This is a genomic window from Pseudomonas sp. LB-090624 (genome assembly GCF_003205205.1).
Taxonomy (GTDB): Bacteria; Pseudomonadota; Gammaproteobacteria; order Pseudomonadales; family Pseudomonadaceae; genus Aquipseudomonas.
Genome location: NZ_QJRL01000036.1, coordinates 1 through 26754, shown reverse-complemented (window position 1 = coordinate 26754; position 26754 = coordinate 1). Strand labels below are relative to the sequence as shown.

The 26754-nt window shown below is 63.6% G+C and carries 27 protein-coding genes; 24 read left to right on the top strand and 3 right to left on the bottom strand.

Features of this window, described 5'->3' with window-relative positions; all coding sequences use genetic code 11:
• The first annotated feature begins 91 nt into the window (after positions 1-91).
• The 14 genes from flhA (at position 92) to DMX11_RS22930 (ending at position 14252) form a co-directional block, all read left to right on the top strand.
• Positions 92-2221 (top strand): flagellar biosynthesis protein FlhA, encoded by a 2130-nt coding sequence (flhA, locus tag DMX11_RS22995; RefSeq protein WP_110747208.1) that lies wholly within the window; start codon positions 92-94, stop codon positions 2219-2221.
• Positions 2222-2232: 11 nt separating this feature from the next.
• Complete coding sequence (flhF, locus tag DMX11_RS22990; RefSeq protein ID WP_110747206.1) at positions 2233-3540, top strand: flagellar biosynthesis protein FlhF; 1308 nt, start codon at positions 2233-2235, stop codon at positions 3538-3540.
• A 93-nt stretch (positions 3541-3633) separates the two neighbouring features.
• On the top strand, positions 3634-4467 hold the full coding sequence (gene fleN / locus DMX11_RS22985; protein ID WP_003254408.1) for a flagellar synthesis regulator FleN: 834 nt from the start codon (positions 3634-3636) through the stop codon (positions 4465-4467).
• On the top strand, positions 4464-5204 hold the full coding sequence (gene fliA / locus DMX11_RS22980; protein WP_110747204.1) for an RNA polymerase sigma factor FliA: 741 nt from the start codon (positions 4464-4466) through the stop codon (positions 5202-5204). The genes fleN and fliA overlap by 4 nt, the downstream gene beginning before the upstream one ends.
• Positions 5205-5312: 108 nt before the next feature.
• Positions 5313-5687, top strand: a complete 375-nt coding sequence (locus DMX11_RS22975; RefSeq protein WP_010955070.1) for a chemotaxis response regulator CheY — start codon at positions 5313-5315, stop codon at positions 5685-5687.
• Positions 5688-5707: 20 nt separating this feature from the next.
• The gene (locus DMX11_RS22970) at positions 5708-6496 is read left to right on the top strand and encodes a protein phosphatase CheZ (protein ID WP_110747202.1); all 789 of its coding nucleotides are present in this window, start codon (positions 5708-5710) and stop codon (positions 6494-6496) included.
• Between the two features lie 12 nt (positions 6497-6508).
• The gene (locus tag DMX11_RS22965) at positions 6509-8746 is read left to right on the top strand and encodes a chemotaxis protein CheA (protein WP_110747200.1); all 2238 of its coding nucleotides are present in this window, start codon (positions 6509-6511) and stop codon (positions 8744-8746) included.
• Between the two features lie 46 nt (positions 8747-8792).
• Entirely contained in the window at positions 8793-9917 is a 1125-nt protein-coding gene (locus tag DMX11_RS22960) for a chemotaxis response regulator protein-glutamate methylesterase (protein ID WP_110747198.1), read from the top strand.
• The gene (locus DMX11_RS22955; RefSeq protein WP_110747195.1) at positions 9917-10657 is read left to right on the top strand and encodes a flagellar motor protein; all 741 of its coding nucleotides are present in this window, start codon (positions 9917-9919) and stop codon (positions 10655-10657) included. The genes DMX11_RS22960 and DMX11_RS22955 overlap by 1 nt, the downstream gene beginning before the upstream one ends.
• Before the next feature lie 3 nt (positions 10658-10660).
• Positions 10661-11518, top strand: coding sequence for a flagellar motor protein MotD (gene motD, locus DMX11_RS22950; RefSeq protein WP_110747193.1), 858 nt, complete (start codon positions 10661-10663; stop codon positions 11516-11518).
• Between the two features lie 131 nt (positions 11519-11649).
• A complete protein-coding gene (locus DMX11_RS22945; RefSeq protein ID WP_110747191.1) occupies positions 11650-12438 on the top strand; it encodes a ParA family protein in 789 nt (262 codons plus the stop codon).
• Positions 12438-13331, top strand: a complete 894-nt coding sequence (locus tag DMX11_RS22940; protein ID WP_110747189.1) for a CheW domain-containing protein — start codon at positions 12438-12440, stop codon at positions 13329-13331. The genes DMX11_RS22945 and DMX11_RS22940 overlap by 1 nt, the downstream gene beginning before the upstream one ends.
• A 44-nt stretch (positions 13332-13375) precedes the next feature.
• Positions 13376-13855, top strand: a complete 480-nt coding sequence (locus DMX11_RS22935) for a chemotaxis protein CheW (protein WP_003254393.1) — start codon at positions 13376-13378, stop codon at positions 13853-13855.
• A gap of 1 nt (position 13856) precedes the next feature.
• Complete coding sequence (locus tag DMX11_RS22930; protein ID WP_110747187.1) at positions 13857-14252, top strand: DUF2802 domain-containing protein; 396 nt, start codon at positions 13857-13859, stop codon at positions 14250-14252.
• Between the two features lie 107 nt (positions 14253-14359).
• Here the strand turns inward: DMX11_RS22930 and DMX11_RS22925 are convergent, their stop codons facing one another.
• From DMX11_RS22925 to DMX11_RS22915, 3 genes are all read right to left on the bottom strand, one after another.
• Entirely contained in the window at positions 14360-17071 is a 2712-nt protein-coding gene (locus tag DMX11_RS22925) for a dermonecrotic toxin domain-containing protein (protein WP_110747185.1), read from the bottom strand.
• A 68-nt stretch (positions 17072-17139) separates the two neighbouring features.
• Positions 17140-17478 (bottom strand): EscU/YscU/HrcU family type III secretion system export apparatus switch protein, encoded by a 339-nt coding sequence (locus tag DMX11_RS22920; RefSeq protein WP_110747183.1) that lies wholly within the window; start codon positions 17476-17478, stop codon positions 17140-17142.
• Positions 17475-19028, bottom strand: a complete 1554-nt coding sequence (locus tag DMX11_RS22915) for a flagellar hook-length control protein FliK (protein ID WP_110747181.1) — start codon at positions 19026-19028, stop codon at positions 17475-17477. Before DMX11_RS22915 ends, DMX11_RS22920 begins: the two co-directional genes overlap by 4 nt.
• A gap of 169 nt (positions 19029-19197) precedes the next feature.
• Between DMX11_RS22915 and ccmA the strand changes: the two genes are divergently transcribed.
• Genes ccmA through DMX11_RS22865 form a run of 10 tightly spaced genes read left to right on the top strand, consistent with a single transcriptional unit; the run spans position 19198 to position 26543 of the window.
• Positions 19198-19830, top strand: coding sequence for a cytochrome c biogenesis heme-transporting ATPase CcmA (ccmA, locus tag DMX11_RS22910; protein ID WP_110747179.1), 633 nt, complete (start codon positions 19198-19200; stop codon positions 19828-19830).
• A complete protein-coding gene (gene ccmB, locus DMX11_RS22905) occupies positions 19827-20495 on the top strand; it encodes a heme exporter protein CcmB (RefSeq protein WP_012051653.1) in 669 nt (222 codons plus the stop codon). Before ccmA ends, ccmB begins: the two co-directional genes overlap by 4 nt.
• A gap of 46 nt (positions 20496-20541) precedes the next feature.
• Entirely contained in the window at positions 20542-21309 is a 768-nt protein-coding gene (locus DMX11_RS22900; protein WP_110747177.1) for a heme ABC transporter permease, read from the top strand.
• Positions 21306-21482, top strand: coding sequence for a heme exporter protein CcmD (gene ccmD, locus DMX11_RS22895; RefSeq protein WP_003254380.1), 177 nt, complete (start codon positions 21306-21308; stop codon positions 21480-21482). Before DMX11_RS22900 ends, ccmD begins: the two co-directional genes overlap by 4 nt.
• Positions 21479-21934 (top strand): cytochrome c maturation protein CcmE, encoded by a 456-nt coding sequence (ccmE, locus tag DMX11_RS22890; RefSeq protein WP_051100801.1) that lies wholly within the window; start codon positions 21479-21481, stop codon positions 21932-21934. The genes ccmD and ccmE overlap by 4 nt, the downstream gene beginning before the upstream one ends.
• Before the next feature lie 11 nt (positions 21935-21945).
• On the top strand, positions 21946-23919 hold the full coding sequence (locus DMX11_RS22885) for a heme lyase CcmF/NrfE family subunit (RefSeq protein WP_177410782.1): 1974 nt from the start codon (positions 21946-21948) through the stop codon (positions 23917-23919).
• Positions 23916-24452: a DsbE family thiol:disulfide interchange protein gene (locus DMX11_RS22880; RefSeq protein WP_110747173.1), complete on the top strand. Its 537-nt coding sequence runs from the start codon at positions 23916-23918 to the stop codon at positions 24450-24452. Before DMX11_RS22885 ends, DMX11_RS22880 begins: the two co-directional genes overlap by 4 nt.
• Positions 24449-24925: a cytochrome c-type biogenesis protein gene (locus tag DMX11_RS22875; RefSeq protein ID WP_110747171.1), complete on the top strand. Its 477-nt coding sequence runs from the start codon at positions 24449-24451 to the stop codon at positions 24923-24925. The genes DMX11_RS22880 and DMX11_RS22875 overlap by 4 nt, the downstream gene beginning before the upstream one ends.
• Entirely contained in the window at positions 24918-26114 is a 1197-nt protein-coding gene (gene ccmI, locus DMX11_RS22870) for a c-type cytochrome biogenesis protein CcmI (RefSeq protein ID WP_110747169.1), read from the top strand. The genes DMX11_RS22875 and ccmI overlap by 8 nt, the downstream gene beginning before the upstream one ends.
• Positions 26115-26126: 12 nt before the next feature.
• A complete protein-coding gene (locus DMX11_RS22865) occupies positions 26127-26543 on the top strand; it encodes a hypothetical protein (protein ID WP_110747167.1) in 417 nt (138 codons plus the stop codon).
• Positions 26544-26754 lie beyond the last annotated feature (211 nt).

Here is a 26754-nt window from a genome sequence, read left to right as displayed (position 1 = left end):
AACGCCCAAACCAAAAAGTTGGAAGGCTTCTTGCAGAGCCACGCTCAGGCACCCCCCTGGGCGTCAAAGTTTTGCATCAAGAGGACTCGCGGTGGATCGCACTCAGTTAATCAGCAACGCCCGTCACAACCTGGCCGGGCTCGGCCGGGGCAACCTGGGCGTGCCGCTGTTGCTGCTGGTGATGTTGGCGATGATGATGTTGCCGATACCGCCGTTCCTGCTCGACGTGTTCTTCACCTTCAACATCGCCCTGTCGATCGTGGTGCTGCTGGTCTGCGTGTACGCCCTGCGCCCGCTGGACTTTGCCGCGTTCCCCACCATCCTGTTGGTGGCCACGCTGCTGCGCCTGGCCCTGAACGTGGCGTCCACTCGGGTGGTCATGCTGCATGGCCAGGAGGGCCATGGCGCTGCCGGTAAGGTGATCCAGGCCTTTGGCGAGGTGGTGATCGGCGGCAACTACGTGGTCGGTGCGGTGGTGTTCGCCATCCTCATGATCATCAACTTCGTGGTAGTGACCAAGGGCGCCGGGCGTATCTCCGAAGTGAGCGCGCGCTTCACCCTCGATGCCATGCCCGGTAAGCAGATGGCCATCGACGCCGACCTCAATGCCGGCTTGATCGACCAGGCGCAGGCCAAGCACCGCCGTGCCGAGGTGGCCCAGGAGGCCGAGTTCTACGGGTCGATGGACGGTGCCAGCAAGTTCGTCCGCGGTGACGCCATCGCCGGCCTGCTGATCCTGTTCATCAACCTGATCGGTGGCATGCTGATCGGCATGCTGCAGCACGGCATGAGCTTCGGCGATGCCGGCAAGGTGTATGCCTTGCTGACCATCGGTGACGGTTTGGTGGCGCAATTGCCATCACTGCTGCTGTCCACCGCCGCCGCGATCATGGTCACCCGTGCTTCGGGCTCCGAGGACATGGGCAAGCTGATCAACCGGCAAATGTTCGACTCGCCCAAGGCGCTGGCGGTGTCGGGTGCGCTGATGGTCGTCATGGGCCTGGTGCCCGGCATGCCGCACGTGGCGTTCCTCAGCCTCGGCCTGTTGGCCGGGGGCGGCGCCTACCTGGTGTGGAAGAAGCAGCAACAGGTCAAGGTCAAAGCCCAGGAAGAGGCGCAGCGCCAGCAGGACCTGCTGCCTTCGCCACAGCGCGCGCTGGAAACCAAGGAACTGGGCTGGGACGACGTTACCCCGATCGACATGATCGGCCTTGAGGTCGGCTACCGATTGATCCCGCTGGTCGACCGCAACCAGGGTGGTCAACTGCTGGCGCGGATCAAGGGCGTGCGCAAGAAGCTGTCACAGGACCTTGGCTTCCTCATGCCCACCGTGCACATTCGCGACAACCTCGACCTGCAGCCCAGTGCTTACCGCCTGACGCTGATGGGGGTGATCCTGGCCGAAGCCGAGATCTACCCGGACCGCGAACTGGCGATCAACCCGGGGCAGGTGTTCGGCACCCTTAACGGCATAGCCGCGCGCGACCCGGCGTTTGGCTTGGAGGCGGTGTGGATCGACGTTGGTCAGCGCTCGCAAGCCCAGTCGCTGGGCTATACCGTGGTCGACGCCAGTACCGTGGTGGCTACCCACCTCAACCAGATCCTGCAGAAGCACTGCCACGAACTGATCGGGCACGAAGAAGTCCAGCAACTGCTGCAGGTGCTGGCCAAGGCATCGCCTAAACTTGCAGAAGAGCTGGTGCCGGGTGTCATTTCCTTGTCGGGCCTGCTCAAGGTGTTGCAAGCCCTGTTGTCTGAACAGGTGCCAGTGCGCGATATTCGCAGTATTGCCGAAGCCATCGCGAATAACGCGGGCAAGAGTCAAGATACCGCCGCGCTTGTGGCAGCGGTGCGCGTCGGATTGTGTCGCGCCATCGTGCAAAGCATTGTCGGCGTTGAGTCGGAGCTGCCAGTGATTACCCTGGAGCCAAGGTTGGAACAGATTTTGCTCAATAGTCTGCAAAGGGCCGGGCAGGGTCAGGAAGATGGTGTTCTTCTTGAGCCTAGCATGGCCGAGAAGCTGCAACGTTCGCTGATCGAAGCGGCCCAGCGCCAGGAGATGCAGGGCCAGCCGGCCATCCTCCTGGTCGCCGGCCCGATCCGCGCCATGTTGTCGCGTTTCGGTCGCCTGGCTGTACCGAATTTGCATGTTCTGGCGTATCAGGAAATACCGGACAACAAGCAAGTCACCATCGTTGCCACCGTGGGCCCTAACGGCTGAGGTAGTGGATAATGCAAGTTAAGCGATTTTTCGCCGCCGATATGCGTCAGGCCATGAAACTGGTCCGTGACGAACTGGGCGCCGATGCCGCGATCATCGGCAACCGCCGCATCGCCGGTGGTGTCGAACTGACGGCCGCGCTGGACTACAAGCTGTCCGCCCTGGCCCCGCGTGTGCCCAACGCCGAACTGGAAGAAGAGCTGCGCAAGACCCACACGCGCATCGCCACTGTCCAGGCCGAGCTGGACCACCGTCAGGACAGCAGCGACAACAACCGCCAATTGTTCGCCGGCCAGTCGCTGACCGCCGCCGAACCGTTGATCGAACCGCACGTCGAAGCCCCCGAGGCCCCCGCTGCAGCTGCGGCGGCGCCGGTCGACCCGCGCCTGTTCGATGCCATGCGTTCCGAGCTGTCGGGCCTGCGCGAGCTGCTGGAAGTACAACTGGGCTCGCTGGCCTGGAATCAGCTACAGGGCAGCAAGCCGCAGCAGGCCAACCTGTGGCGCCGTCTGCAGCGTATCGGCCTTTCCGGGCCGATTGCCCGTGAACTGCTGGACCTGACCGCCGAGATCGAGGAGCCCCGCCAGGGCTGGCGCATGCTGTTGGCCCACCTGGCGCGGATGATCGAAATCCCGGAGATCGAGCCGATCGAAGAGGGCGGCGTGATTGCCATGGTCGGCCCGGCCGGCATGGGCAAGACCACCACCCTGGCCAAGCTGGCTGCGCGCTACGTGCTCAAGTACGGCGCGCACAACCTGGCGCTGGTGAGCATGGACAGTTTCCGCATCGGTGCCCAGGAGCAGCTCAAGACCCTGGGCCGCATCCTCAATGTGCCGGTGACCTATGTCGACCCGGGCCAGTCGCTGGCGGCCGCGCTGGAACCGCTGCTGCGCAAGCGCGTCGTACTTATCGACACTGCTGGCCTGCAGGCCAGCGACCCGGCATTGCGCATGCAATTGGACACCCTGGCTGGGCGTGGCATTGCCGCGAAGAACTATCTGGTGCTGGCCACCACCAGCCAGAAGCAGGTGCTGACCGCCGCCTACCACAGCTACAAGCGCTGTGGCCTGGCCGGCTGCATCCTGACCAAACTCGATGAAACGGCAAGCCTTGGCGATGTTCTGAGCCTTGCCATCAGTCATGAATTGCCCGTGGCTTACCTTACCGACGGCCCGCGCATTCCTGACGACCTGCACCTGCCGCGGGGCCACCAGCTGGTCAGCCGGGCGGTGAACGTGCAGCAGCAGGACGAGCCCAGCGAAGAGGCCATGGCCAACATGTTCGCTGATCTCTACCACAACCCACGGCGAGCGGGTTGACCATGAAGTGTGTGCAAAGTAGCTATGCCAAGGGGTACGCAGAATTGCCCTACGTGTGGCCTGAGTCCCAGCGAGACAAGGTAAAGAACAGACATGGGTAGCATGCATCCCGTACAGGTGATCGCCGTGACCGGTGGCAAAGGTGGCGTCGGCAAGACTAACGTTTCAGTGAACCTGTCCCTGGCGCTGGCCGAGCTCGGCCGCAGGGTCATGCTGCTGGACGCCGACCTGGGCCTGGCCAATGTCGACGTATTGCTGGGCCTGACCCCCAAACGCACCCTGGCCGATGTCATAGAAGGGCGCTGCGAGCTGCGTGACGTGATGCTGCAAGGGCCCGGCGGTGTACGCATCGTGCCGGCGGCATCGGGTACCCAGAGCATGGTGCACCTGGCCCCGGCCCAGCATGCCGGGTTGATCCAGGCGTTCAGCGAAATCGGCGACAACCTCGACGTGCTGGTGATCGATACCGCTGCGGGTATCGGTGATTCGGTGGTCAGCTTTGTCCGCGCGGCCCAGGAAGTGCTGCTGGTGGTGTGCGACGAACCCACTTCGATCACCGACGCCTACGCGCTGATCAAGCTGCTCAACCGCGACTACGGCATGAACCGTTTCCGCGTGCTGGCCAACATGGCGCAAAGCCCACAGGAAGGGCGCAACCTGTTCGCCAAGCTGACCAAGGTCACCGACCGTTTCCTTGACGTTGCCCTGCAGTACGTGGGTGCCGTGCCCTACGACGAGTGCGTGCGCAAGGCGGTGCAGAAGCAGCGCGCCGTCTACGAAGCCTTCCCTCGCTCCAAGTGCGCGCTGGCCTTCAAGGCGATTGCCCAGAAGGTCGACAGTTGGCCGCTGCCCGCCAACCCGCGCGGGCATCTGGAGTTCTTCGTCGAGCGCCTGGTGCAACCCACCAGCGCGGGACCCGTGCTATGAACGCCAGCGGCTTCAAGATGTACAGCCGGGCAGCGAAAGATGCCCAGTACGAGCTGATCGAGCGCTATGCGCCGCTGGTCAAGCGCATTGCCTACCACCTGCTGGCACGCTTGCCGGCCAACGTGCAGGTCGAGGACCTGATCCAGGCCGGCATGATCGGCCTGCTGGAAGTGGCCAACAAATACGACGCCAGCAAGGGCGCCAGCTTTGAAACCTACGCCGGCATCCGCATTCGCGGGGCCATGCTCGACGAGGTGCGCAAGGGCGACTGGGCGCCGCGTTCGGTGCACCGCAACACCCGCATGGTCAGCGACGCGATGCGCGCGGTCGAAGCCAGAACCGGCCGTGACGCTAAAGATCATGAAGTTGCTGCCGAACTCCAATTGAGTCTCGATGATTACTACGGGATCTTGAACGACACCTTGGGCAGCCGGCTGTTCAGCTTCGACGACCTGTTGCAGGACGGCGAGCACGAAGGCCTGCATGAGGATGGCGCCAGTGGCCAGGTGGAACCTGCGCGCGGCCTCGAGGATGAGCGCTTCCAGATTGCCCTGGCCGAGGCCATCGCCAACCTGCCGGAGCGTGAGCGCCTGGTGCTGGCGCTGTACTACGACGAAGAGCTGAACCTCAAGGAAATCGGTGAGGTGCTGGGGGTCAGCGAGTCGCGGGTCAGCCAGTTGCACAGCCAATGTGCCGCGCGCCTGCGCAGCCGCCTGGGGGAATGGCGGGCGCGTTGAGCCCGGGTTCGTTGCAGTCGTTTTCCATGTTGTACCGAATTGAATGAATGCGCGCGCTCGGGGGCCGAGCGCGTTTGAGACTGCTTGGAGGTCTACTTGAACAAAGACATGAAAATCCTCATCGTTGATGACTTCTCGACGATGCGGCGGATCATCAAGAACCTGTTGCGTGACCTGGGCTTCACCAACACCGACGAGGCCGATGACGGCACCACGGCGCTGCCGATGCTGGAAAACGGCCATTACGATTTCCTGGTGACCGACTGGAACATGCCCGGCATGTCCGGTATCGACCTGCTGCGTAAAGTGCGTGCCAGCGACAAGCTGAAAAGCATGCCGGTGCTGATGGTGACCGCTGAAGCCAAGCGCGACCAGATCATTGAAGCGGCCCAGGCGGGTGTCAACGGTTATGTGGTCAAGCCGTTCACCGCCCAGGTGCTCAAAGAAAAGATCGAGAAGATCTTCGAACGCGTCAACGGCTGAGTCACGTCAGGGGGCGCGCCATGGATTCATCACAAAACTCTTTGGGCGAGTTCGAATCGACCCTGAAGAAGCATGCCCAGGAATTGGTAGAAAGCCTGGAGCGGGGCCGTTTCGGCGAGGCAGTGCAGCTGATTCACGAGCTGAACCAGACCCGCGACCGCGGCCTGTACCAGGAAGTCGGCAAGCTGACCCGCGAGCTGCACAGTGCCATTGTCAGTTTCCAGATCGACCCGACCATGCCGCAGGCCGAAGAGGTGTCGCAGATTACCGACGCCACCGAACGTCTGTCCTACGTGGTCAAGCTCACCGAGGGCGCGGCCAACCGCACCATGGACCTGGTCGAGGAAAGCACCCCGGTGCTCAACGACCTGGCCAGCGAGGCCAAGGCCTTGAGCGCCGACTGGCAACGCTTCATGCGCCGCGAAGTGGCTGCGCCGGAGTTCCGTGACCTGGTCAAGCGTGTCGACAGTTTTCTGATGCACAGTGCTGAAGGCAACCGCAAGGTGGCCGGCCATCTCAACGACATCTTGCTGGCCCAGGACTATCAGGACCTGACCGGCCAGGTGATCAAGCGCGTCACCAGCCTGGTGACCGACGTGGAAAGCAACCTGCTCAAACTGGTGCTGATGGCTAGCCAGGTGGACCGCTTTGCGGGCATCCAGCATGACCACGATCAATTGCGCGCAGAAAAAGATCGAGAAAAACATCCGACTCGGGGTGAAGGTCCGCAGATTCATGCCGATAAGCGTGAAGACGTCGTGTCCGGTCAGGACGATGTCGACGATTTGCTGTCCAGCCTGGGTTTTTAAGGAGCACGTTTGATGAGCTTCGGCGCCGATGAAGAAATCCTCCAGGATTTCCTGGTAGAAGCCGGCGAAATTCTTGAGCAACTGTCCGAGCAACTGGTCGAGCTGGAAAGCCGGCCCGACGATGCCGACCTGCTCAATGCGATCTTTCGCGGTTTCCACACTGTAAAAGGGGGCGCCGGCTTCCTTCAGCTGAACGAGCTGGTGGAGTGCTGCCACATCGCCGAGAACGTCTTCGACGTCCTGCGCAAAGGTGAGCGCCGGGTTGACGCGGAACTGATGGACGTGGTGCTCGAAGCACTGGATACCGTCAACAGCATGTTTGGCCAGGTGCGCGAGCGCACCGAAGTCACTCCGGCCACCCCCGAACTGCTGGCGGCGTTGTCGCGCCTGGCAGAACCGGGCGGAGCCGACGCTGTTGCAGCGCCGGCACCGGTTGCCGGCGTGGCGGTTGCAGCGCCGGCCGAGGCCGAGGAGCAGCACCAGGACATCACCGACAGCGAGTTCGAGCAGTTGCTCGATTCGCTGGATGCGGTGAAGGCGCAAGCGGCGGCCGACGAGCAGATGCAGGGCGAGACTGTCAGCGCTGCTGGTGATGAAATCACCGACGCCGAGTTCGAATCGCTGCTCGACCAGTTGCACGGCAAGGGCCAGTTCAATGCCGAGGTTGCGCCACCGCCGGTTGCCGTCAGCAGTGAAGCGGTCAGCGACGAAATCACCGACGCCGAATTCGAATCGTTGCTCGACCAGCTGCATGGCAAGGGCACCTTCCAGGCCGGCGCCTTGCCTGCTGCCCAGGCACCAGCCCCCGCCGCGCCGGACCACAGCGCCGCCAGCGACGAAATCAGCGAGCACGAGTTCGAAGCCCTGCTGGACCAATTGCACGGCAAGGGCAAATTCGGCGGCGATGTGGCCGCTGCAGAGGCCCCGGTAGCTACCCAGGCGCACGCGCCGGCTGCCGCCAAGGCCGCAAGCCAGCCGGTGGCCAAGCCAGCCGCCGCGCCAGCGCCATCGCCGGCCAGCAAGCCTGCCGCGGCGCCTCGCGCGCCGGCCCCGGCCGCCGAAAAACATGCCGCCAGCGAAGCGGAAACCACGGTGCGCGTCGATACCGCGCGCCTGGACGAGATCATGAACATGGTCGGCGAGCTGGTTCTGGTGCGTAACCGCCTGGTGCGCCTGGGCCTGAACAGCGGCGACGAGGCCATGTCCAAGGCCGTGTCCAACCTGGATGTGGTCACCGCCGATTTGCAGACTGCGGTGATGAAAACCCGCATGCAGCCGATCAAGAAAGTCTTTGGCCGCTTCCCCCGCCTGGTCCGCGACCTGGCGCGCCAGCTGAAGAAAGAGATCAACCTGGAGCTGGTTGGCGAAGAGACCGACCTCGACAAGAACCTGGTCGAGGCCTTGGCCGACCCGCTGGTGCACCTGGTGCGCAACGCCGTCGACCACGGTATCGAGATGCCCGATGAGCGTGAAGCCTCTGGCAAGGCCCGCACCGGCCGCGTGGTGCTGTCGGCGGAACAGGAAGGCGACCATATCCTGCTGTCGATTTCGGACGACGGCAAGGGCATGGACCCCAACATCCTGCGCGCCAAGGCCGTGGAAAAGGGCCTGATGGACAAGGACGCTGCCGAGCGCCTGAGCGAGTCGGACTGCTACAACCTGATCTTCGCCCCGGGCTTCTCGACCAAGACCGAGATTTCCGACGTGTCCGGGCGTGGCGTGGGCATGGATGTGGTGAAGACCAAGATCTCCCAGCTCAACGGCTCGATCAACATCTTCTCGGCCAAGGGCCAGGGCTCGAAGATCGTCATCAAGGTGCCGCTGACCCTGGCGATCATGCCCACCCTGATGGTGATGCTGGGCAACCAGGCGTTCGCCTTCCCGCTGGTCAACGTCAACGAAATCTTCCACCTGGACCTGTCGCGCACCAACGTGGTCGATGGCCAGGAGGTGGTGATCGTGCGCGACAAGGCGCTGCCGCTGTTCTACCTCAAGCGCTGGCTGGTGCAGGGCCAGGTGCATGAAGAGCAGCACGAGGGCCACGTGGTGATCCTGTCGGTCGGCACCCAGCGCATCGGCTTTGTCGTCGATCAACTGGTGGGCCAGGAAGAAGTGGTAATCAAGCCGCTGGGCAAGATGCTGCAAGGCACCCCGGGCATGTCCGGGGCCACCATTACCGGCGACGGTCGCATTGCGTTGATTCTCGACGTCCCGAGCATGCTCAAGCGTTACGCCGCACGGCGTATTTGATTTCGGTGGCGCACCCTGGCGGGTTGCGCCGCCTAATGGAGTGTTTATGGCAGTCAAGGTCCTGGTGGTGGATGATTCCGGTTTCTTCCGCCGCCGCGTCTCGGAAATCCTCTCGGCGGATCCGACGATCCAGGTAGTGGGTACCGCGACCAACGGCAAGGAAGCGATCGACCAGGCGCTGGCGCTCAAGCCCGATGTCATCACCATGGACTACGAAATGCCCATGATGGATGGCATTACCGCGGTGCGGCACATCATGCAACGCTGCCCGACGCCGGTATTGATGTTCTCCTCGCTGACCCATGAAGGCGCCCGGGTCACCCTCGATGCGCTGGATGCCGGCGCGGTGGACTACCTGCCGAAGAACTTCGAGGACATCTCGCGCAACCCCGACAAGGTCAAGCAACTGCTGTGCGAGAAGGTGCATACCATTTCCCGCAGCAACCGCCGGTTTGGCAGCTACAGCAGCCCGGCTCCGGTCGCAGCACCGGCCAGCAGCCACACGCCTGCCAGCAGCTTTGCCAGCCCGACAGCGTCGCGCGCGCCTGTGCCGGCCCGGGCACCCGCCCCGGCGGCTACGCCTGCGCACTCGCCAGCGCCTAGGCGCAAGCCGTACAAGCTGGTGGCCATCGGTACTTCCACGGGTGGCCCGGTAGCGCTGCAGCGGGTATTGACCCAGTTGCCGGCCAACTTCCCGGCGCCGATCGTGCTGATCCAGCACATGCCGGCGGCGTTCACCAAGGCCTTTGCCGAACGCCTCGACAAGCTCTGCCGCATCAGCGTCAAGGAAGCCGAGGACGGCGACATGCTGCGCCCGGGCCTGGCCCTGCTGGCGCCTGGTGGCAAGCAGATGATGATCGACGGCCGTGGCACGGTGAAGATCCTGCCGGGTGACGAACGCCTGAACTACAAGCCCTGCGTGGACATCACCTTCGGTTCGGCGGCCAAGTCGTACGGTGACAAGGTGCTGTCGGTGGTGCTCACCGGCATGGGCGCCGATGGCCGCGAAGGGGCACGTCTGCTCAAGCAGGGCGGCAGTACGGTGTGGGCCCAGGACGAAGCCAGCTGCGTGATTTATGGCATGCCCATGGCCATCGTCAAGGCCAACCTGGCCGACGCGGTGTACAGCCTGGACGAAATCGGCAAGCACCTGGTGGAGGCGTGCGTCTGATGGACGTCCTCAGCCTGATTGGCCTGATCCTCGCCTTTGTCGCCATCGTTGGTGGCAACTTCCTTGAAGGTGGCCATGTTGGCGCACTGGTCAATGGCCCGGCGGCGCTGATCGTGCTTGGCGGCACCCTGGCGGCGGCGTTGCTGCAGTCGCCGCTGTCGTCGTTCAAGCGCGCGCTGCAGATACTGCGCTGGATCCTGTTCCCGCCGCGGGTCGACCTGGCGGGCGGCATCGATCGCGTGGTCAACTGGAGCCTGACCGCACGCAAGGAGGGCCTGCTGGGCCTGGAAGGGGTGGCTGACGCCGAACCTGACCCCTATGCGCGCAAAGGCCTGCAACTGCTGGTGGACGGTGCCGAGCCGGAAGCCATCCGCAGCATCCTCGAAGTCGATTTCCTGACCCAGGAAGGCCGCGACATCCAGGCTGCGAAAGTATTCGAAAGCATGGGCGGCTACGCGCCGACCATTGGCATCATCGGTGCGGTGATGGGCCTGATCCACGTAATGGGCAACCTGGCCGACCCGTCGCAGCTGGGCAATGGCATTGCCGTGGCCTTCGTTGCCACCATCTACGGTGTGGCCAGCGCAAACCTGATACTGCTGCCGATCGCCAACAAGCTCAAGGCCATTGTCATGCGCCAGTCGCGTTACCGCGAGATGCTGCTCGAAGGCCTGCTGTCGATTGCCGAGGGTGAGAACCCGCGCTCGATCGAGCTGAAGCTGCAAGGCTTCATGGAGTAACCCATGCGTCGCCGTCGTCATACCGAGGAACATGAAAACCACGAACGCTGGCTGGTGTCGTACGCCGACTTCATCACCTTGCTGTTCGCCTTTTTCGTGGTGATGTACTCGATTTCCTCAATCAACGAGGGCAAGTACAAGGTCATTTCCCAGGCCTTGCTGGGGGTGTTCAATGACCCTGAGCGCGCCGTCAGGCCAATTCCCATCGGCGATGAGCGGCCGCTGACCGTGCGCCCGGCCGAGCCGCTGGTCAAGGACAGCGAGCAGACCGAGGCCGGCCTGGCGGCGACCAATGTCGACCCGCTGAAAACCATCAGTGATGACGTGCGCAATGCTTTTGGCGACCTGATCAACAGCGACCAGATGACGGTGCGCGGCAACGAGCTGTGGATCGAGATCGAGCTCAATTCGTCGTTGCTGTTCGGCAGCGGTGATGCCATGCCCAGTGACAAGGCATTCGCCATCATCGAAAAGGTGGCCAACATTCTCAAACCGTTCGCCAACCCGGTGCACGTCGAGGGGTTCACTGACAACCTGCCGATCCGTACCGCGCAGTACCCGACCAACTGGGAACTGTCATCGGCGCGCGCGGCGAGCATCGTGCGCCTGCTGGCCATGGAAGGGGTGAACCCGGCACGCATGGCGGCGGTTGGCTATGGCGAATACCAGCCGGTGGCCGGCAACGACACCGCCGAAGGCCGTGCCCGCAACCGCCGCGTTGTGCTGGTGATTTCCCGCAACCTCGAAGTGCGTCGCAGCCTGACCGGTTCGGGCAGTGCCAATGCTACGCCGGATGCTGCGTTGCGCCGGGCTGGCACACAAAGTGCACCGGCAGTACAAGCAACGGTGGCGAGGCCGTGATACGTCAATTCCCCGTCGCTGATACGAACACGATTTTGAGTGTGCTGCCGCGGAGCGGGCATGCGTGAAGTTTTGCGCGTGACAGTTGGATCTTCAGTGTCCCTGCCAAATCAATAGATAGAGTTTGCTTGATGAGAGTCTGGGCAGTAGCCAATCAAAAAGGTGGCGTCGGCAAGACCACCACTACCATCGCCCTGGCCGGCCTGCTGGCCGAGGCCGGCAAGCGCGTGGTCGTCGTCGACCTCGACCCGCACGGCTCGATGACCAGCTATTTCGGGCACAACCCGGATGCCTTGGAGCACAGCTGCTACGACCTGTTCCTGCACAAGGGCGCGGTGCCCGAGGGCTTGCCCGGGCAATTGTTGCTGCCCACCAGCGACGAGCGCATTTCGCTGCTGCCATCGAGTACCGCGCTGGCGGTGCTGGAGCGCCAGTCGCCTGGCCAGAATGGCCTGGGCCTGGTGATCGCCAAGAGTCTGGCGCAGTTGTGGCAGGATTTCGACTTCGCCCTGATCGACAGCCCGCCCTTGCTTGGCGTGCTGATGGTCAATGCCCTGGCCGCCAGCCAGCAGTTGGTGATCCCTGTACAAACCGAATTTCTCGCGGTCAAGGGCCTGGAACGCATGGTCGGCACCCTCGCCATGGTCAACCGTTCGCGTAAGCAGGCGTTGCCGTATCAGATCGTGCCGACCCTGTTCGACCGCCGCACCCAGGCCTCGTTGGGTACCCTCAAGCAGTTGCGCGATAACTATGGGCAGCAGGTGTGGCAGGGCTACATCCCGGTCGACACACGCCTGCGCGATGCCAGCCGCAAGGGTGTCACGCCGTCGCAGTTCGATGGCAAGAGTCGCGGGCTGATCGCTTACCGGGCGCTGCTCAAGCACCTGCTGACCTACAAGACTGCAGTGCAGGTAGCCTGATGACCCAGATTAGACAGACCGGCACCCGGCCGCAGATGGCCCTGCAATCTTACCTTGATGGCCTGCTGCAGGATGCTACCGAGGCTGAGGAGCTGTTCGAGCCGTCGGCGGTGGCAGACGAGTTCGCCGAGGCGGTGCGTGAGGAGCAGGCGCGCGATGCCCGCCCAGCGGCCCGGCCTGAGCCTGCTGAAGCGGCTGCCAGCCTCGCCCCGCGGCCATTTGCCGAGCCCAGGCTGGCAGTGCTGCCCCGCGTGATGCCTGTGGAGGCACCGGTGGTGGCGGTGGTCGAGCAGGAAGTGGTGGCCGAGGCCGCGATTCCGGTGTTGGTCGAAGAACCGACAGCCGAGCCGGCGATGCCGCTGGTCGATGTCCACCTGCCGGCACCCGACATGCCAGTACCACCGACCAGCGTCGACGGCCGTCCGGTATGGGCGGCCGAGCCGTTCGAATGCCTGCTGTTCGATGTGGCCGGCCTGACCCTGGCAGTGCCTTTGGTGTGCCTGGGTTCGATCTACAACCTGGCCGGCCAGGAGCTGACGCCGCTGTTCGGCCAGCCAGACTGGTTCCTCGGCATCCTGACCTGCCAGGCCGGCAACCTGAAGGTGCTGGACACCGCGCGCTGGGTGATGCCCGACCGCTACCGTGATGATTTTCGCCAGGGCCTGCAATACGTGATTTCCGTGCAGGGCTACGAATGGGGGCTGGCGGTGCATCAGGTCAGCCGCTCGCTGCGCCTGGACCCGTCCGAGATCAAGTGGCGCAGCCAACGTGGCCAGCGCCCGTGGTTGGCCGGCACGGTGATTGAACACATGTGTGCACTGCTCGACGTCGCGGCACTGGCCGAGCTGATCGCCAGCGGCGCAGTCAAGCAGATGCACGCCAAACAGAAATGACACCGAACACAACCGCCAGACAGCGGATTTAGAGGGCTAGGGGAATGAAAAAGTCGTCTGCACAAGGTTCCGAAGATCCGATCCTGCAGTGGGTTACCTTCCGTCTGGACAACGAGTCCTACGGCATCAATGTGATGCAGGTGCAGGAAGTGCTGCGCTACACCGAGATCGCTCCGGTGCCAGGTGCGCCAAGCTACGTGCTGGGCATCATCAACCTGCGTGGCAACGTGGTGACGGTGATCGACACCCGTCAACGCTTTGGCCTGATGCCGACCGAAGTGACCGACAACACCCGAATCGTCATCATCGAAGCCGACAAGCAAGTGGTTGGCATCCTGGTCGACAGCGTGGCCGAGGTGGTTTACCTGCGCCAGTCGGAAATCGAAACCGCACCGAACGTGGGTAACGAGGAATCGGCCAAATTCATCCAGGGCGTGTGCAACAAGAATGGCGAGCTGCTGATCCTGGTAGAGCTGGACAAGATGATGACCGAGGAAGAGTGGTCCGAGCTGGAGAACATCTGAGTTGATCCTACAGGTTGCTGTCATCTTCCTGGCGCTGGTGTGGGCGCTGAGCCTGTGGTTTTTTCTCAACTACAGCAAGCGCCAGCGCGAGCTGGCCGCGCAACAGGCCGAGGGCGATGCGCTGCGTGACCAGCGCATCAAGGATTTGGCCAAGCGCCTGGATGACTACCAGAACGGCACCGTGCGCATGGGAGAGGCCATCCATGAGCTGCGCGCAGCGGTGGCTACCCTGCCAGACCGGCTGGAGCGCCTCGAGCAGCGCGACCCGAGCAACGTTACCTTCAGCCAGGCGGCCAAGCTGGTGGGGATGGGGGCGAGTATCGATGAGTTGACCCAGAGCTGCGGCCTGACCCAGGCCGAGGCGGAGTTGATGAGCAAGGTCTATCGTGCTCCTTGACGGGGATACCCTCGGCAGCAGGTACGTCGCCTGGGAAATCGAGCGGCGCCCATGCGTCGCTCGATTTGAAAGGTGTCGCCAGGCCCGTTCAGTACCCGCAGCTCATTTCAATTGCGAACCCAGGAGTGATTGCCGCCCACGCCGGCGAATCGGTTCAGGGGCAGCAGTTGCTTCAGGGCTGTATTGACTTGCGAAGGGTTGATGAATGGATAGGTGTTGACGCTTGGCATGGTGTGCAGGTTGAGGATCTGGCGCAGGGTCCGCAACCCGGGTAGATGGCGATCGACCACTTCGGTGAGCAGTGCCGGCCCGGTGAGGTAGCTGAGCGTGTTGGCATAGCGATAGAAACCGCTCGGGTCCTGTTCCAGGCTCGGTCGGCTTTCGTAGAAGTATGCATGGGTCTGGAAACGTGCGAGCATTTCATCGGAGATCGCATCCAGCAGTGGGTTGCCTGGGTGGCTACCAATGAGGCTGGTGTTGTACAGGCAATTCATGCTCATCTTCTCGTTGGACATCGGCGTTGGCAGCAGCAGCCCATCGGGTGGGGTGCGCAGCTCGACCTGATCGATCGTTTCGCCCTTGCCGTCCGGCAGCAGGAAGTCGTCCACGTCCATGTACAACCCACCCTCATGGTGCAGCATCCGGTAGCGCAGCACATCGGTCGCAGACGCGTAATTGGTGGCGATGCCACCGTTGCCATCCAGCGCTGCCTCGTACTGCGCGTAATAGCGGCTCTGGCGGAAGGCCCGGAAGAAGCCTTGCTCTTCAAGCGGTAATACCTGCAGCCCTGGCGCCCGGGCTGCCAATAGCCTTGCGTTCTGTTCGTAGGCGGTAGGCGAAGCCTTCGACAGAAACAGGCGCATGCTGTATTCACTGTCGCTCAGGCGCGCGGCGTTGGCGGCAAGGTTGGCCAGCAATGGCTCGCTTATGACTTTGTCGCCGACCCAGAGGCTGGAGATAAGTTTGGGGATGGGGGCGCTGTCCGGGGCCGGTGTCGGAATGGTGACTGGCAGTGGCAGGTCGACACCCAGCGCGCGCAAGGTGCGGGTGCGCATGGCGTCGGTGACTGGGCGCTGCCTGTCGAGCGCCACAAGGTCACGGCTGCCAGGCACTGCGATGTAGGCTTGCGGCTCGACCTCGTTGACGGTTTCCTTGATGATGAATGCGTCGTGCTCCATGTCATAGACCACGCGTGCATTGTAGGTTTCGATGCTGCATTCCAGGTCGTCCAGTTCGCCATCGTAGTGTGGCAAGCGTATCACCGCGCCGGCAACAGCCGGGTCGCCTTCGTCAAGCGGTGTAATCGGCTCGTGGTGGTGGAAGTACTCTGCGCCTTCTGGCTCGGGAAGCCGTGGTGGACTGTTCGGGCTTAGCGGATAGCCGAGCTGCCCGTTGACCTCGCGCGGCATGACAAAACCATCGCTTTTGAACTCGAACAGGGCCTTGATGCCTGCTGTGCCCTCCGTTGCCAGCGGTACGGCGTTGAACAGCCCCCAGGCGATGTCGCCCACCCCGTCCTGTTTGGCTTTCAGGCTGTGGCCGTTGATCACCTGATCCAGGCCCAGGCCCAACTGGGCAATGCCACCGAGCGCCAGCAGTGGCGCCAGCCCCGGCACCACCAGGCACAGTGGCGCTAGCAGGTTGAGCGTATTGGTGAGGTAGCCTCGCCATTTGGCTTTGGTAACCTGGCTATCGGTGGTGATGACAAAATCGGCATCGTCGTAGCTGCGCCGGCGCTGGCGCTCGGTCAGGGCTGCGAACATATCCCCGGTCAGTTTGGGGTTGTACTTGCCAGGTTTGTAGTTCACGTAGGTTCTGGGGGGCCAGACGCCATCATCGTTGAAATAACCATGTTCAGGTGGCAACCGGTGCCGGTCCGGATAGTCGCCAAGGCCCTCGAGCGCGGTGTCCAGGCCGCTGAAATCGAGGCCCTGAGGGCGGTCGGCGAGCCTGAAGTGTTGTTTGAGTGCCTCGCGTCGGGCGGGGTCCTTGCACTGATCGCCCACCCAGTCCTTGAGCAGGTTCTCGCTGGCGAATTCGAGCAAGGGCGAGCTGTTACCTGGCATGTACAGCAGGGTCAGATCGCTGTGGGGGGCATTGATGTACAGCAGGTCGGTGGCCGCATAGCCATAGATGCTCAGCGTGCTCACCCGTATCTTGAAGCGCTGCGGCATCATGCCGGCGGCTTGCCATGCCAGCTCCCTGGCGGCATCACTCAGGCGCCCCTGGCTGACCTGGGCGTTGCAGGCGGCGATGAAATTGAGCTTGCTGGCCAGGCGGTGACTGTCCTGATGCTCCTGCCAGTAAGCGTCGAGCATGGCTTTGAATGGCTGGTGAAAGTCCAGCGCTTCTATGAACCGCTGGAAAGCTTCAGCCGGTACCTGAACGTGGGTCGAAGCATCGTAACGGGCAGGAGCCGATCGCAGGAACAGGCCGTTGTACACTTCGAAAGCGGCGCCCTGATGGCCAAAGCCCAGCGCTGGCAGGCGATCGACCAGCTTCAATGGCCCTTGAGGGAAGGTGCCAGCCCATGGGTTGGCGAACAGCGCACCGATGAGGTTGTTGTTGGACTCCCCTTGCCAGTTGCCCAGCAGCGCCTGGGTCATGCTCTGGGTTTGCTGTACCGCTGCGACATAGCCTTGCTCATCGGGCCGATAGTGCAGGGTGACCACATCGATGCGATCGGGGTCGATCTCCACACCTTGCCCGGCAAGCCACTGTCGGATCAACCGATTGGCTTCACGGTCCGGGCGCGGGATGTTGGCCAGATGGTCTACTACGAACTGCACGCCTTTGGCGTTGATTCTGCTGTGGGTCATGACGGTACACCTTGTACGTGGGAGGCCGACAAGGTTGCGCGCATGGCGGGCTGATGGGTGGTAGATAGCTACCGGCCAGTGCCAGGCAGCAGGGGTAATGGTGCGGTGATATCGCGCTCTGAAGGCGTCGAATCATCGAAGCCGGCGGGAACCTTGCCGCGCAGTTGCCAGGCGAAGGCGATGATCTCGGCGATGGTCAGGTACAGCGCCTCGGGTATTTGATCGCCCAGTTCCAGCCGCGCCAGCAGACGCACCAGTTCGGCGTTTTCGTAGATCGGCACTTCGTGTTCGCGGGCGAGCGCAAGGATGGCCTCGGCCAGTTCCGCGTCGCCCTTGGCGGTGAGGGTCGGTGCCTGATGGCCGTCATAGTTCAGCGCGATGGCTTGGCGCGGTGTCGTGTCAGTCATGCGGTTTCGTCCACCCAGCGTTGTTCCATTCGTGTGCGTGGTCCCTGGGGCGGAATGCCCAGGTGGCACTCCAGGTCGCCGACTTCCAGGCCCTGCGCCAGCAGGCGCTCGCGCAGCGCGCCAAGCTGGGTGTCGATCAACTGCGCGGTCTGCTCGCGTTCCGCCCATAGTTGCCCGCTCAGGCGGCCCTGGCTCAGTTGCGCCTGTACCTGCAGGGGGCCGAGCGGGGGCAGGTCGAAGGCCAGCTCGATGCGCCACAGGGCGTGCCGCGGCTCTTGGGCTTCATGTTGGCGGTCGGCCTGTTGCTGCGGGGTTTCTTCGCGCTGCAGTTTGACTTGCAGCGGGATGAAGTCCTGGCCGTGGCGGACCGGCACTTCGGTTTGCCAGGTGGTTTGCAGGTTGCCGTTTTCCAGCGTGCCGGTTTGTTGCAGGCTGCTCATGGCGTGGCTCTGCAAGCGTGAAATGGCAGCAGCAGCCAAGCGCAGCAACTGTTGCAGGTCACCTTCGTCCTCCAGGGCCAGCAGGCGCGACGGTAATGGAAATGCCCCCGGCTGCGGCTTGGGGCTGACCCGTTCGAGCATGCCCAGTGCGCTGCGCGCCAGCGCCGGCATGGTTACGGCGAGGCTGGCGGGGCTGAGATTGGTGGCACTCGCCGGCAGGGCAGGGGCCTGGGCTATCAGCCGCAGCAAATGCGCCTTGAGGTCGGTGGCGACGCTAGCGGTGAAACCACTCAGCAGTTTCGCTTCGAGAAAGCTGCCGCTGTTGTTCAGCGCCTGTGCTACTGCCTTGGCGTCGCCCAGTTGTCGGGCGTCCGGCAGGCCTGCCAGCAAACGTTCGGCGCTGGCGCGCAGGTCGCCATCGGCGCCTGGGTCGCGGGTGAGCTGTTGCAGGGCGGTGAGCAGCCCGGGCAGTGAGGCTTGACGGTTTTGCTGGGTCAGCAACTGTTGGGCAATCGTGAGTTGATCCTGTCGGCCGCTGAGCGGCACGAAGCGCAAAGACTGGTCCCCCTGCACCAGTGCGCTGAGCAGGCTGCCAATGGCCAGTGGACGGGGGCTGTCGATGCTCAGTGTCGAACCGGCCTGGGCGCTGTTGAGCAAGCTGACCAGCGCTCGGTACACGGCCGGTTGACCGGGTGCCTGAGCGAGCGCCTGGTTGGTCAGGACCTTGCCTTGCAGCAATGTGCCGACCGGCACCTGGCTGGTATCCAGCCGCGTGAGGGTGGCGACCTGGCTGGCGCTGGCCTGTTGCAGCATGATCGCCAGGCGATTGCTTTCGGTCTGGCTGACGGTGATCTGGCTGCCTTGGGGCAACGGCTGGCTGGCGCTGGCCTGAAGCTGGGTCTGCACGCCGTTGGCTTGCATCAACCGTAGCACCAGTTGGAAGTCCTGGCCGGTCTGACGTAACGATATGACTTGGGCTTGCGCGGTTTCGCCGGGGGCCAGCAGGCCGGGCTGAGGCTGGATCAGGCGCAGCAGTTCGCCCGTCATACCGGCCTTGATGGCTTGGCTGTTGATCGCGGTTTGTGCGCCGAGACTATTGATTTCAGTCATGATTGTATACAACCTGTCGAGCCCGGCCTCTTGGCAGCGCGGCGGCGCGTGTAATAATGCCGGGCGCCCGTGGTTGCCAGTATAACGGCAGCGTGCGCGGCGACTTGAGACACACGGGCTTCAGGCCGGTATTGTCTGCTTTGAAGCCCTAAAAAGATAAGGCGAAACCGTGACCCTTCACCTCCAAGCCGCAGGCCTGGCCTGCGAGCGCGACTGGCGCCTGCTGTTCGAGCAGCTCGATTTCGAGCTGGGCGCCGGCGACATGCTGCAGATCAGCGGCCCCAACGGCAGTGGCAAGACCAGCCTGTTGCGCCTGCTGGCCGGGCTGATGCAGCCGACGGCCGGGCAGATCCTGTTGGGTGGCAAGCCACTTGCAGAACAGCGCCATGCCCTGGCCAGCGTCCTGCTGTGGATTGGCCACGCCGCCGGCATCAAGGACTTGCTTACCGCTGAGGAAAACCTCACGTGGCTGTGCGCCCTGCATCAGCCGGCCAGCCGCGAGGCGATCTGGGCAGCGCTGGAGGCCGTCGGCCTGCGCGGTTTCGAAGACGTCCCGTGCCATACCCTGTCGGCCGGCCAGCAGCGCCGCGTGGCCCTCGCCCGGCTGCACCTGGCCGGCCCGCCGCTGTGGATCCTCGACGAGCCGTTCACTGCCCTCGACAAGCAGGGCGTGGCACAACTCGAAGCGCACCTGGCGGCCCACTGCGAGCAGGGCGGCACGGTGGTGCTGACTACCCACCACACGCTGGACCGCAAGCCCTCCGGTTACCGTGAACTGAACCTGGGGCAATGGGCGGCATGAGCGTATTCATCCTGTTGTTGCGTCGCGAGGCGCGCCTGTTGTTCCGCCGCCCGGCCGAACTGGCCAACCCGCTGGTGTTCTTCGCCATCGTCGTGGCCATGTTCCCGCTGGCGGTCGGCCCGGAAAGCCAATTGTTGCAAACCTTATCGCCGGGGTTGGTCTGGGTGGCCGCGTTGCTGGCGGTGCTGCTGTCGCTGGATGGCCTGTTTCGCAGTGATTTCGAGGACGGCTCGCTGGAGCAGTGGGTGTTGTCGCCGCACCCGCTGGCCTTGCTGGTGCTGGCCAAGGTGCTGGCGCACTGGATCTTTTCCGGCTTGGCACTGGTATTGTTGGCGCCACTGCTGGCACTGATGCTGGGGCTGCCCAGCCATTGCCTGCCGGTGCTGCTCGGCTCGCTGCTGTTAGGCACACCGGTATTGAGCCTGCTGGGCGCGGTGGGCGCGGCGCTGACAGTCGGTCTGAAGCGTGGTGGTTTGTTACTGGCGTTGCTGATTCTGCCGTTGTATATCCCTGTATTGATCCTGGGCAGTGGTGCGTTGCAGGCGGCGTTGCAAAATATGCCGGCAACCGGCCACCTGCTCTGGCTCGCCAGCCTCACGGCCCTGGCCGTGACCCTGGCACCCTTTGCGATAGCGGCCGGCCTGAAGATCAGCGTTGGCGAATAACGAGTCCCGGGCTCTCAAGCCCGGCAAATACCCTGGATGTACCCTGATGAAAATAAGCTGGACGTGGTTCCACAAGCTGGGCTCCCCGAAATGGTTCTATGCCATCAGCGGCCGCATGCTGCCGTGGCTGGCCGGCGCCGCCGTGATCCTGTTGCTGGTCGGCATTACCTGGGGGTTGGCTTTCGCCCCGCAGGATTACCAACAAGGCAACAGCTTCCGCATCATCTATATCCACGTCCCGGCGGCGATGCTGGCGCAGTCCTGCTACGTGCTGTTGGCCGTGGCCGGGGTGGTGGGGCTGGTGTGGAAGATGAAACTGGCCGACGTCGCCCTGCAATGTGCCGCGCCGATCGGCGCCTGGATGACGGCCGTGGCATTGGTCACCGGTGCCATCTGGGGCAAGCCGACCTGGGGCAGCTGGTGGGTATGGGATGCCCGCCTTACGTCCATGCTTATCCTGCTGTTCCTGTACTTCGGCATCATTGCGTTGGGCCAGGCGATCAGTAATCGTGACAGTGCGGCCAAGGCCTGCGCAGTGCTGGCGATAGTCGGCGTGGTGAACATCCCGATCATCAAATACTCGGTGGAGTGGTGGAACACCCTGCACCAGGGCGCCACGTTCACCCTTACCGAAAAGCCGGCAATGCCAGCCGAAATGTGGCTGCCGCTGTTGTGCACGGCATTGGGTTTCTACTGTTTCTTCGGCGCGGTGCTGTTGCTGCGCATGCGCCTTGAAGTACTCAAGCGCGAAGCACGCGCCAGTTGGGTCAGGGACGAAGTATTGAACAGCCTGGGGCGGAGGGCCGCACAATGAGCTTTGCCACCTTCGGTGACTTTCTCGCCATGGGGCATCATGGTTTGTACGTGTGGTCGGCCTATGGCATCTGCCTGGCAGTGCTGGCGCTGAATGTCGGTGCGCCACTGCTGGCTCGCCGTCGCTATTTGCAAGAAGAGGCGCGCCGTTTGCGCCGGGAGAACAACCAGTGAATCCGCAGCGCAAGAAACGCCTGTTGCTCATCGTCGGCCTGCTGGTCGGCGTCGGGGTTGCCGTCGGCTTTGCCTTGAGCGCATTGCAGCAGAATATCAACCTGTTCTATACACCGACCCAGATCGCCAACGGCGAAGCGCCGCTGGACACGCGCATTCGCGCTGGCGGCATGGTCGAGAAAGGCTCGGTGCAGCGTTCGTCCGACTCGCTGGATGTGCGCTTCGTGGTCACTGATTTCAACAAGTCGGTGCCGATCACCTACCGTGGCATCCTGCCCGACCTGTTCCGCGAAGGGCAGGGCATCGTCGCCCTTGGCAAGCTCAATGCCGAAGGCGTGGTAGTGGCTGATGAAGTGCTGGCCAAACACGACGAGAAATACATGCCGCCCGAGGTCACCAAGGCGCTGAAGGAAAGCGGCCAGGCCGCTGCCGGCGGGGAGGCCAAGCCATGAATGCTGCACTGGTGATCCCCGAGCTGGGCCAGTTGGCGATGATCCTGGCCATCTGCTTCGCCGCCGTGCAGGCCAGTGTGCCGTTGCTGGGCGCCTGGCGCGGCGACAGCCTGTGGATGAGCCTGGCACGGCCGGCAGCCTGGGGGCAGTTCGCCTTCCTGGCGTTTGCCTTCGCCTGCCTGACTCATGCCTTCATGACCGACAACTTCTCGGTCGCCTACGTTGCCAGCAATTCCAACAGCGCCTTGCCCTGGTACTTCAAGTTCAGCGCGGTGTGGGGCGCCCACGAAGGCTCGTTGCTGCTGTGGGCGCTGATCCTCGGCGGCTGGACCTTTGCCGTGTCGGTGTTCTCGCGGCAGTTGCCGCAGGTGATGCTGGCCCGGGTGCTGGCGGTGATGGGCATGATCAGCGTGGGCTTCCTGAGCTTCCTGATCATCACCTCCAACCCCTTCCAGCGCCTGCTGCCGCAGGTGCCGACCGATGGCCGCGACCTCAACCCGCTGTTGCAGGACTTTGGCCTGATCGTGCACCCGCCGATGCTGTACATGGGCTACGTGGGCTTCTCGGTAGCCTTCGCCTTCGCCATCGCCGCCTTGCTCGGCGGCCGGCTGGACGCTGCCTGGGCGCGCTGGTCGCGGCCGTGGACGATTGTCGCCTGGGCCTTCCTTGGCGTGGGCATCACCCTCGGTTCGTGGTGGGCCTACTATGAGCTGGGCTGGGGGGGCTGGTGGTTCTGGGACCCGGTGGAAAACGCCTCGTTCATGCCCTGGCTGGTGGGTACGGCGCTGATCCACTCGCTGGCGGTGACCGAAAAGCGCGGGGTGTTCAAGAGCTGGACCGTACTGCTGGCGATTGCCGCGTTCTCGCTTAGCCTGCTGGGTACCTTCCTGGTGCGCTCCGGCGTGCTGACCTCGGTGCACGCGTTTGCCGCCGACCCGTCGCGGGGCATTTTCATCCTGATCTTCCTGCTGTTCGTGGTGGGTGGCTCGCTCACGCTGTTTGCCCTGCGCGCGCCGGTGGTCAAGAGCCAGGTCGGCTTTGCCCTGTGGTCGCGTGAAACGCTGTTGCTGGCCAACAACCTGGTGCTGGTGGTGGCCGCCTCGATGATTCTGCTTGGCACTTTGTACCCGCTGGTGCTCGACGCGCTGACCGGGGCCAAGCTGTCGGTCGGCCCGCCGTACTTCGACGCCTTGTTCCTGCCGCTGATGGCGCTGCTGATGGTGGTGCTGAGCATTGGCGTGGTGGTGCGCTGGAAGGACACGCCGGGTAAATGGTTGGTCAGCATGATGACGCCGGTGCTGATCGGCAGTGCGATCCTCGCGCCGCTGGCCGGCTTTATCGTCGACGACTTCGACTGGCCCACGCTGACCGCCTTCGCCCTGGCCGCCTGGGTGGTGCTCGGCGGCCTGCGCGACATCTTCGACAAGACCCGCCACAAGGGCCTGGTCAAGGGCTTGCCGGGCCTGGGCCGTAGCTACTGGGGCATGCAGCTGGCGCACCTGGGCCTGGCCGTGTGTGCGCTGGGTGTTGTGCTTTCGAGTAACAACAGCGCCGAGCGCGACCTGCGCATGGCCCCGGGTGAAAGCGTGGAGCTGGGTGGGTATCACTTCCTGTTCCAGGGTGCCAGGCACTTCGAGGGGCCGAACTTCATCTCTGACAAGGGCACCATCGTTGTCAGCCGTGAGGGCCGTGAGGTGACCACCCTGCACCCGGAAAAACGCCTGTACACCGTGCAGCAGTCGATGATGACCGAAGCCGGCATCGATGCCGGCTTCACGCGTGACCTGTACGTTGCCCTCGGCGAGCCGCTGGAAAACGGTGCCTGGGCGGTGCGCGTGCATATCAAGCCTTATGTCCGCTGGATCTGGCTGGGTGGTCTGTTGACTGGCCTGGGCGGATTGCTGGCGGCCCTGGACCGGCGCTACCGCGTCAAGGTCAAGACCCGGGTGCGTGATGCGCTGGGCGTGTCTGGAGCAGCTGCATGAAGCGTTGGATCATGGTAGTCCCCCTGGCAGTGTTCCTGCTGGTGGCGGTGTTCCTCTACAAGGGGCTGTTCCTCAAACCCGACGAGCTGCCTTCGGCAATGATCGGTAAAGCGTTCCCCGCGTTTTCCCTGGCATCGACCCAGGGCGACCGGACCTTGACCCAGGCCGACTTGCAGGGCCGCCCGGCACTGGTCAACGTGTGGGCCACCTGGTGCCCGTCGTGCAAGGTCGAGCACCCGTATCTAAACCAGTTGGCGCAGCAGGGGGTGGTAATCCACGGGGTCAACTACAAGGATGACAACGCCGCTGCGCAGAAGTGGCTGGCCGAGTTTCACAACCCGTACCAGCTGGACATCCGTGACGAGCAGGGCAGCCTGGGGCTGGACCTTGGCGTGTACGGCGCGCCGGAAACCTTCCTGATCGATGCCAAGGGCATCATCCGTTACAAGCATGTGGGCATCGTCGATGCCAGCGTTTGGCGTGAACAGCTGGCACCGTTGTACCAGGGCCTGGTTGACGAGGCCAAGCCATGAGGCGCTGGCTGGCAGCTGCCGTGCTGGGCATGGGCCTGGCCGGTGTGGCCAAGGCGGCCATCGACACCTACCAGTTCCGCGACGAGGCTGAACGTGAGCGCTACCAGCAACTGACCAAGGAACTGCGCTGCCCCAAGTGCCAGAACCAGGACATTGCCGACTCCAACGCCCCCATTGCTGCCGACTTGCGTCGGGAAATCTTCCGCATGCTTGGCGAGGGCAAGAACAACGAGCAGATTGTTGATTTCATGGTCGACCGCTATGGCGACTTCGTGCGCTACAAGCCGGCGCTCAGCGGGCGTACCTGGCTGCTGTGGTTCGGCCCGGGGCTCCTGTTGGCCGGTGGTTTCGTGGTGTTGGCGGTGATTGTCCGCCGGCGCCGTGGCACGGCCGTGCAGGGCGCCAACGAGTTGTCTGCCGAAGAACGCGAGCGTCTCGCCAAACTGCTGGAAAAAGAACAGACCCATGATTGAATTCTGGCTTAGCGCGGGCCTGCTGTTGCTCGCCGCCCTCAGCTTCTTGCTGATCCCGATCCTGCGTGGCCGTCGTCGCCAGCCGGAAGAAGACCGTACTGCCCTGAACGTGGCCCTGTACCAGGAACGCGTCGCCGAGCTGGCCGCCCAGCAGGCCGCCGGTGTACTGGACGAGGCGCAGATGACCAAGGGCCGCGACGAAGCCGCCCGCGAGCTGCTGGCCGATACCGAGGGTGCAGACACCCAGCGCCAAGGTCATCTGGGCAAGGCCCTGCCGCTGCTGGCGGCGGTATTGGTGCCACTGATGGCGTTGGGGCTTTACCTGCATTTTGGTGCAGCCGACAAGGTGGAGCTGACCCAGGAGTTTGCCCAGGCGCCGAAGTCGATGGAAGAAATGACCGCGCGGTTGGAGCGCGTGGTGCAGGCCCAGCCTGATTCGGCCGAGGCCCTGTACTTCCTGGGCCGTGCCTACATGGCCGAGCAGCGCCCGGCTGATGCGGCACGTACCTTCGAACGTGCCGTGGCCTTGGCCGGTCGCCAGCCAGAGCTGTTGGGGCAGTGGGCGCAGGCGTTGTATTTTGCTGCTGACAAGCAGTGGAGCCCGCAGGTCCAGGGCCTGACTGACGAAGCGCTGAAGGCCGACCCCAATGAAGTCACCAGCCTGGGCCTGCGCGGTATCGCGGCCTTCGAGGGGGAGCGTTACCAGGAAGCCATCGATTACTGGAAGCGCCTGTTGGCGCAATTGCCGGAAGGTGATGCTTCGCGTGCGGCCCTGCAGGGCGGTATTGACCGTGCTGCCGAGCGTTTGGGCGGGGCGCCAGCTGGGGCTGGCGAGCCTGCGCCGTTGGCGGCGCGCCTGAAGGTGCGAGTGGAGCTGGCGGCGGCGTTGCAGGACAAGGTCAAACCAGACGATACGGTGTTCATCTTCGCCCGTGCCAGCAAGGGGCCGCCGATGCCGCTGGCGGCCAAGCGGGTAACGGTGGCGCAGTTGCCGATCGAGGTGGAATTGTCGGATGCGGATGCGATGATGCCGCAGATGAAACTGTCCGACTTTGCCGAAGTCCAACTGGTTGCACGTGTTTCGCGTGCGGGCCAGCCGACCCATGGTGAATGGATCGGTCAAGGTACGCCACTGCCGAGCGCGACCCAGGCCATGCAGCACCTGACCATCGACAGCCCCGACCCGTAAGAGAAGAATGCCATGCACAGCACCGTCCGCCTGACCCTGATCACCCTGGCCTTGGGTTTGTCTGCGTGTACGGTGCAGCAGCCGTATGAACAGCCCGAACCACCGATCGAGCGGGTGCCGCCGCAGGGGCCGGTGGTCAAGCCCCTGCCGGGCGGGCAGCCGTCCACTCAGCCGAGCAAGCCGGCGGCGATTCCCAAGCCCATGCCGCGTACGTCGGCCAGCTTTGCGCCACCGCCTGGCGGGGCTAGCCACTGGGACCCGAAACTGGGTGTCTACGTGCTGGAGAAGCAGCCGAATACCTTTTACCGGCAGCGTACCTATTACCGGTTTGACAACGGCTGGAGCTGGTCGCTGAGCCCGAATGGGCCTTGGCAGGAGACTGACAGCAGCGGGGTTCCTGGTGGTTTGGGGCGTGCATTCGGGCAATAACTGCGAAGCTGTATCTCGCTCTCGCTCTCGCTCTCGCTCTCGCTCTCGCTCCGCTTTTGATTTTGCTTCTAAGCGCGCGATAGCTCAGGCGACACAGATTGCGACTTCAGTAGGCCGAGCGAAGGGCATGCGGAGGGAGGTGACGGGCATGGATGCCCGTCAAGCGCTGAGGCCCCATGGATGGGGCCTTCGGCGCGTACTCCCGGGAGCA

Excerpts from the sequence above, each read along its gene's own strand:
- flhF (WP_110747206.1), top strand. The coding sequence starts at position 2,233 with ATGCAAGTTAAGCGATTTTTCGCCGCCGATATGCGTCAGGCCATGAAA.
- fleN (WP_003254408.1), top strand. The coding sequence starts at position 3,634 with ATGGGTAGCATGCATCCCGTACAGGTGATCGCCGTGACCGGTGGCAAA.
- fliA (WP_110747204.1), top strand. The coding sequence starts at position 4,464 with ATGAACGCCAGCGGCTTCAAGATGTACAGCCGGGCAGCGAAAGATGCC.
- DMX11_RS22975 (WP_010955070.1), top strand. The coding sequence starts at position 5,313 with ATGAAAATCCTCATCGTTGATGACTTCTCGACGATGCGGCGGATCATC.
- DMX11_RS22970 (WP_110747202.1), top strand. The coding sequence starts at position 5,708 with ATGGATTCATCACAAAACTCTTTGGGCGAGTTCGAATCGACCCTGAAG.
- DMX11_RS22965 (WP_110747200.1), top strand. The coding sequence starts at position 6,509 with ATGAGCTTCGGCGCCGATGAAGAAATCCTCCAGGATTTCCTGGTAGAA.
- DMX11_RS22960 (WP_110747198.1), top strand. The coding sequence starts at position 8,793 with ATGGCAGTCAAGGTCCTGGTGGTGGATGATTCCGGTTTCTTCCGCCGC.
- DMX11_RS22955 (WP_110747195.1), top strand. The coding sequence starts at position 9,917 with ATGGACGTCCTCAGCCTGATTGGCCTGATCCTCGCCTTTGTCGCCATC.
- motD (WP_110747193.1), top strand. The coding sequence starts at position 10,661 with ATGCGTCGCCGTCGTCATACCGAGGAACATGAAAACCACGAACGCTGG.
- DMX11_RS22945 (WP_110747191.1), top strand. The coding sequence starts at position 11,650 with ATGAGAGTCTGGGCAGTAGCCAATCAAAAAGGTGGCGTCGGCAAGACC.
- DMX11_RS22940 (WP_110747189.1), top strand. The coding sequence starts at position 12,438 with ATGACCCAGATTAGACAGACCGGCACCCGGCCGCAGATGGCCCTGCAA.
- DMX11_RS22935 (WP_003254393.1), top strand. The coding sequence starts at position 13,376 with ATGAAAAAGTCGTCTGCACAAGGTTCCGAAGATCCGATCCTGCAGTGG.
- DMX11_RS22925 (WP_110747185.1), bottom strand. The coding sequence starts at position 17,071 with ATGACCCACAGCAGAATCAACGCCAAAGGCGTGCAGTTCGTAGTAGAC.
- DMX11_RS22920 (WP_110747183.1), bottom strand. The coding sequence starts at position 17,478 with ATGACTGACACGACACCGCGCCAAGCCATCGCGCTGAACTATGACGGC.
- DMX11_RS22915 (WP_110747181.1), bottom strand. The coding sequence starts at position 19,028 with ATGACTGAAATCAATAGTCTCGGCGCACAAACCGCGATCAACAGCCAA.
- ccmB (WP_012051653.1), top strand. The coding sequence starts at position 19,827 with ATGAGCGTATTCATCCTGTTGTTGCGTCGCGAGGCGCGCCTGTTGTTC.
- DMX11_RS22900 (WP_110747177.1), top strand. The coding sequence starts at position 20,542 with ATGAAAATAAGCTGGACGTGGTTCCACAAGCTGGGCTCCCCGAAATGG.
- ccmD (WP_003254380.1), top strand. The coding sequence starts at position 21,306 with ATGAGCTTTGCCACCTTCGGTGACTTTCTCGCCATGGGGCATCATGGT.
- DMX11_RS22880 (WP_110747173.1), top strand. The coding sequence starts at position 23,916 with ATGAAGCGTTGGATCATGGTAGTCCCCCTGGCAGTGTTCCTGCTGGTG.
- DMX11_RS22875 (WP_110747171.1), top strand. The coding sequence starts at position 24,449 with ATGAGGCGCTGGCTGGCAGCTGCCGTGCTGGGCATGGGCCTGGCCGGT.
- ccmI (WP_110747169.1), top strand. The coding sequence starts at position 24,918 with ATGATTGAATTCTGGCTTAGCGCGGGCCTGCTGTTGCTCGCCGCCCTC.
- DMX11_RS22865 (WP_110747167.1), top strand. The coding sequence starts at position 26,127 with ATGCACAGCACCGTCCGCCTGACCCTGATCACCCTGGCCTTGGGTTTG.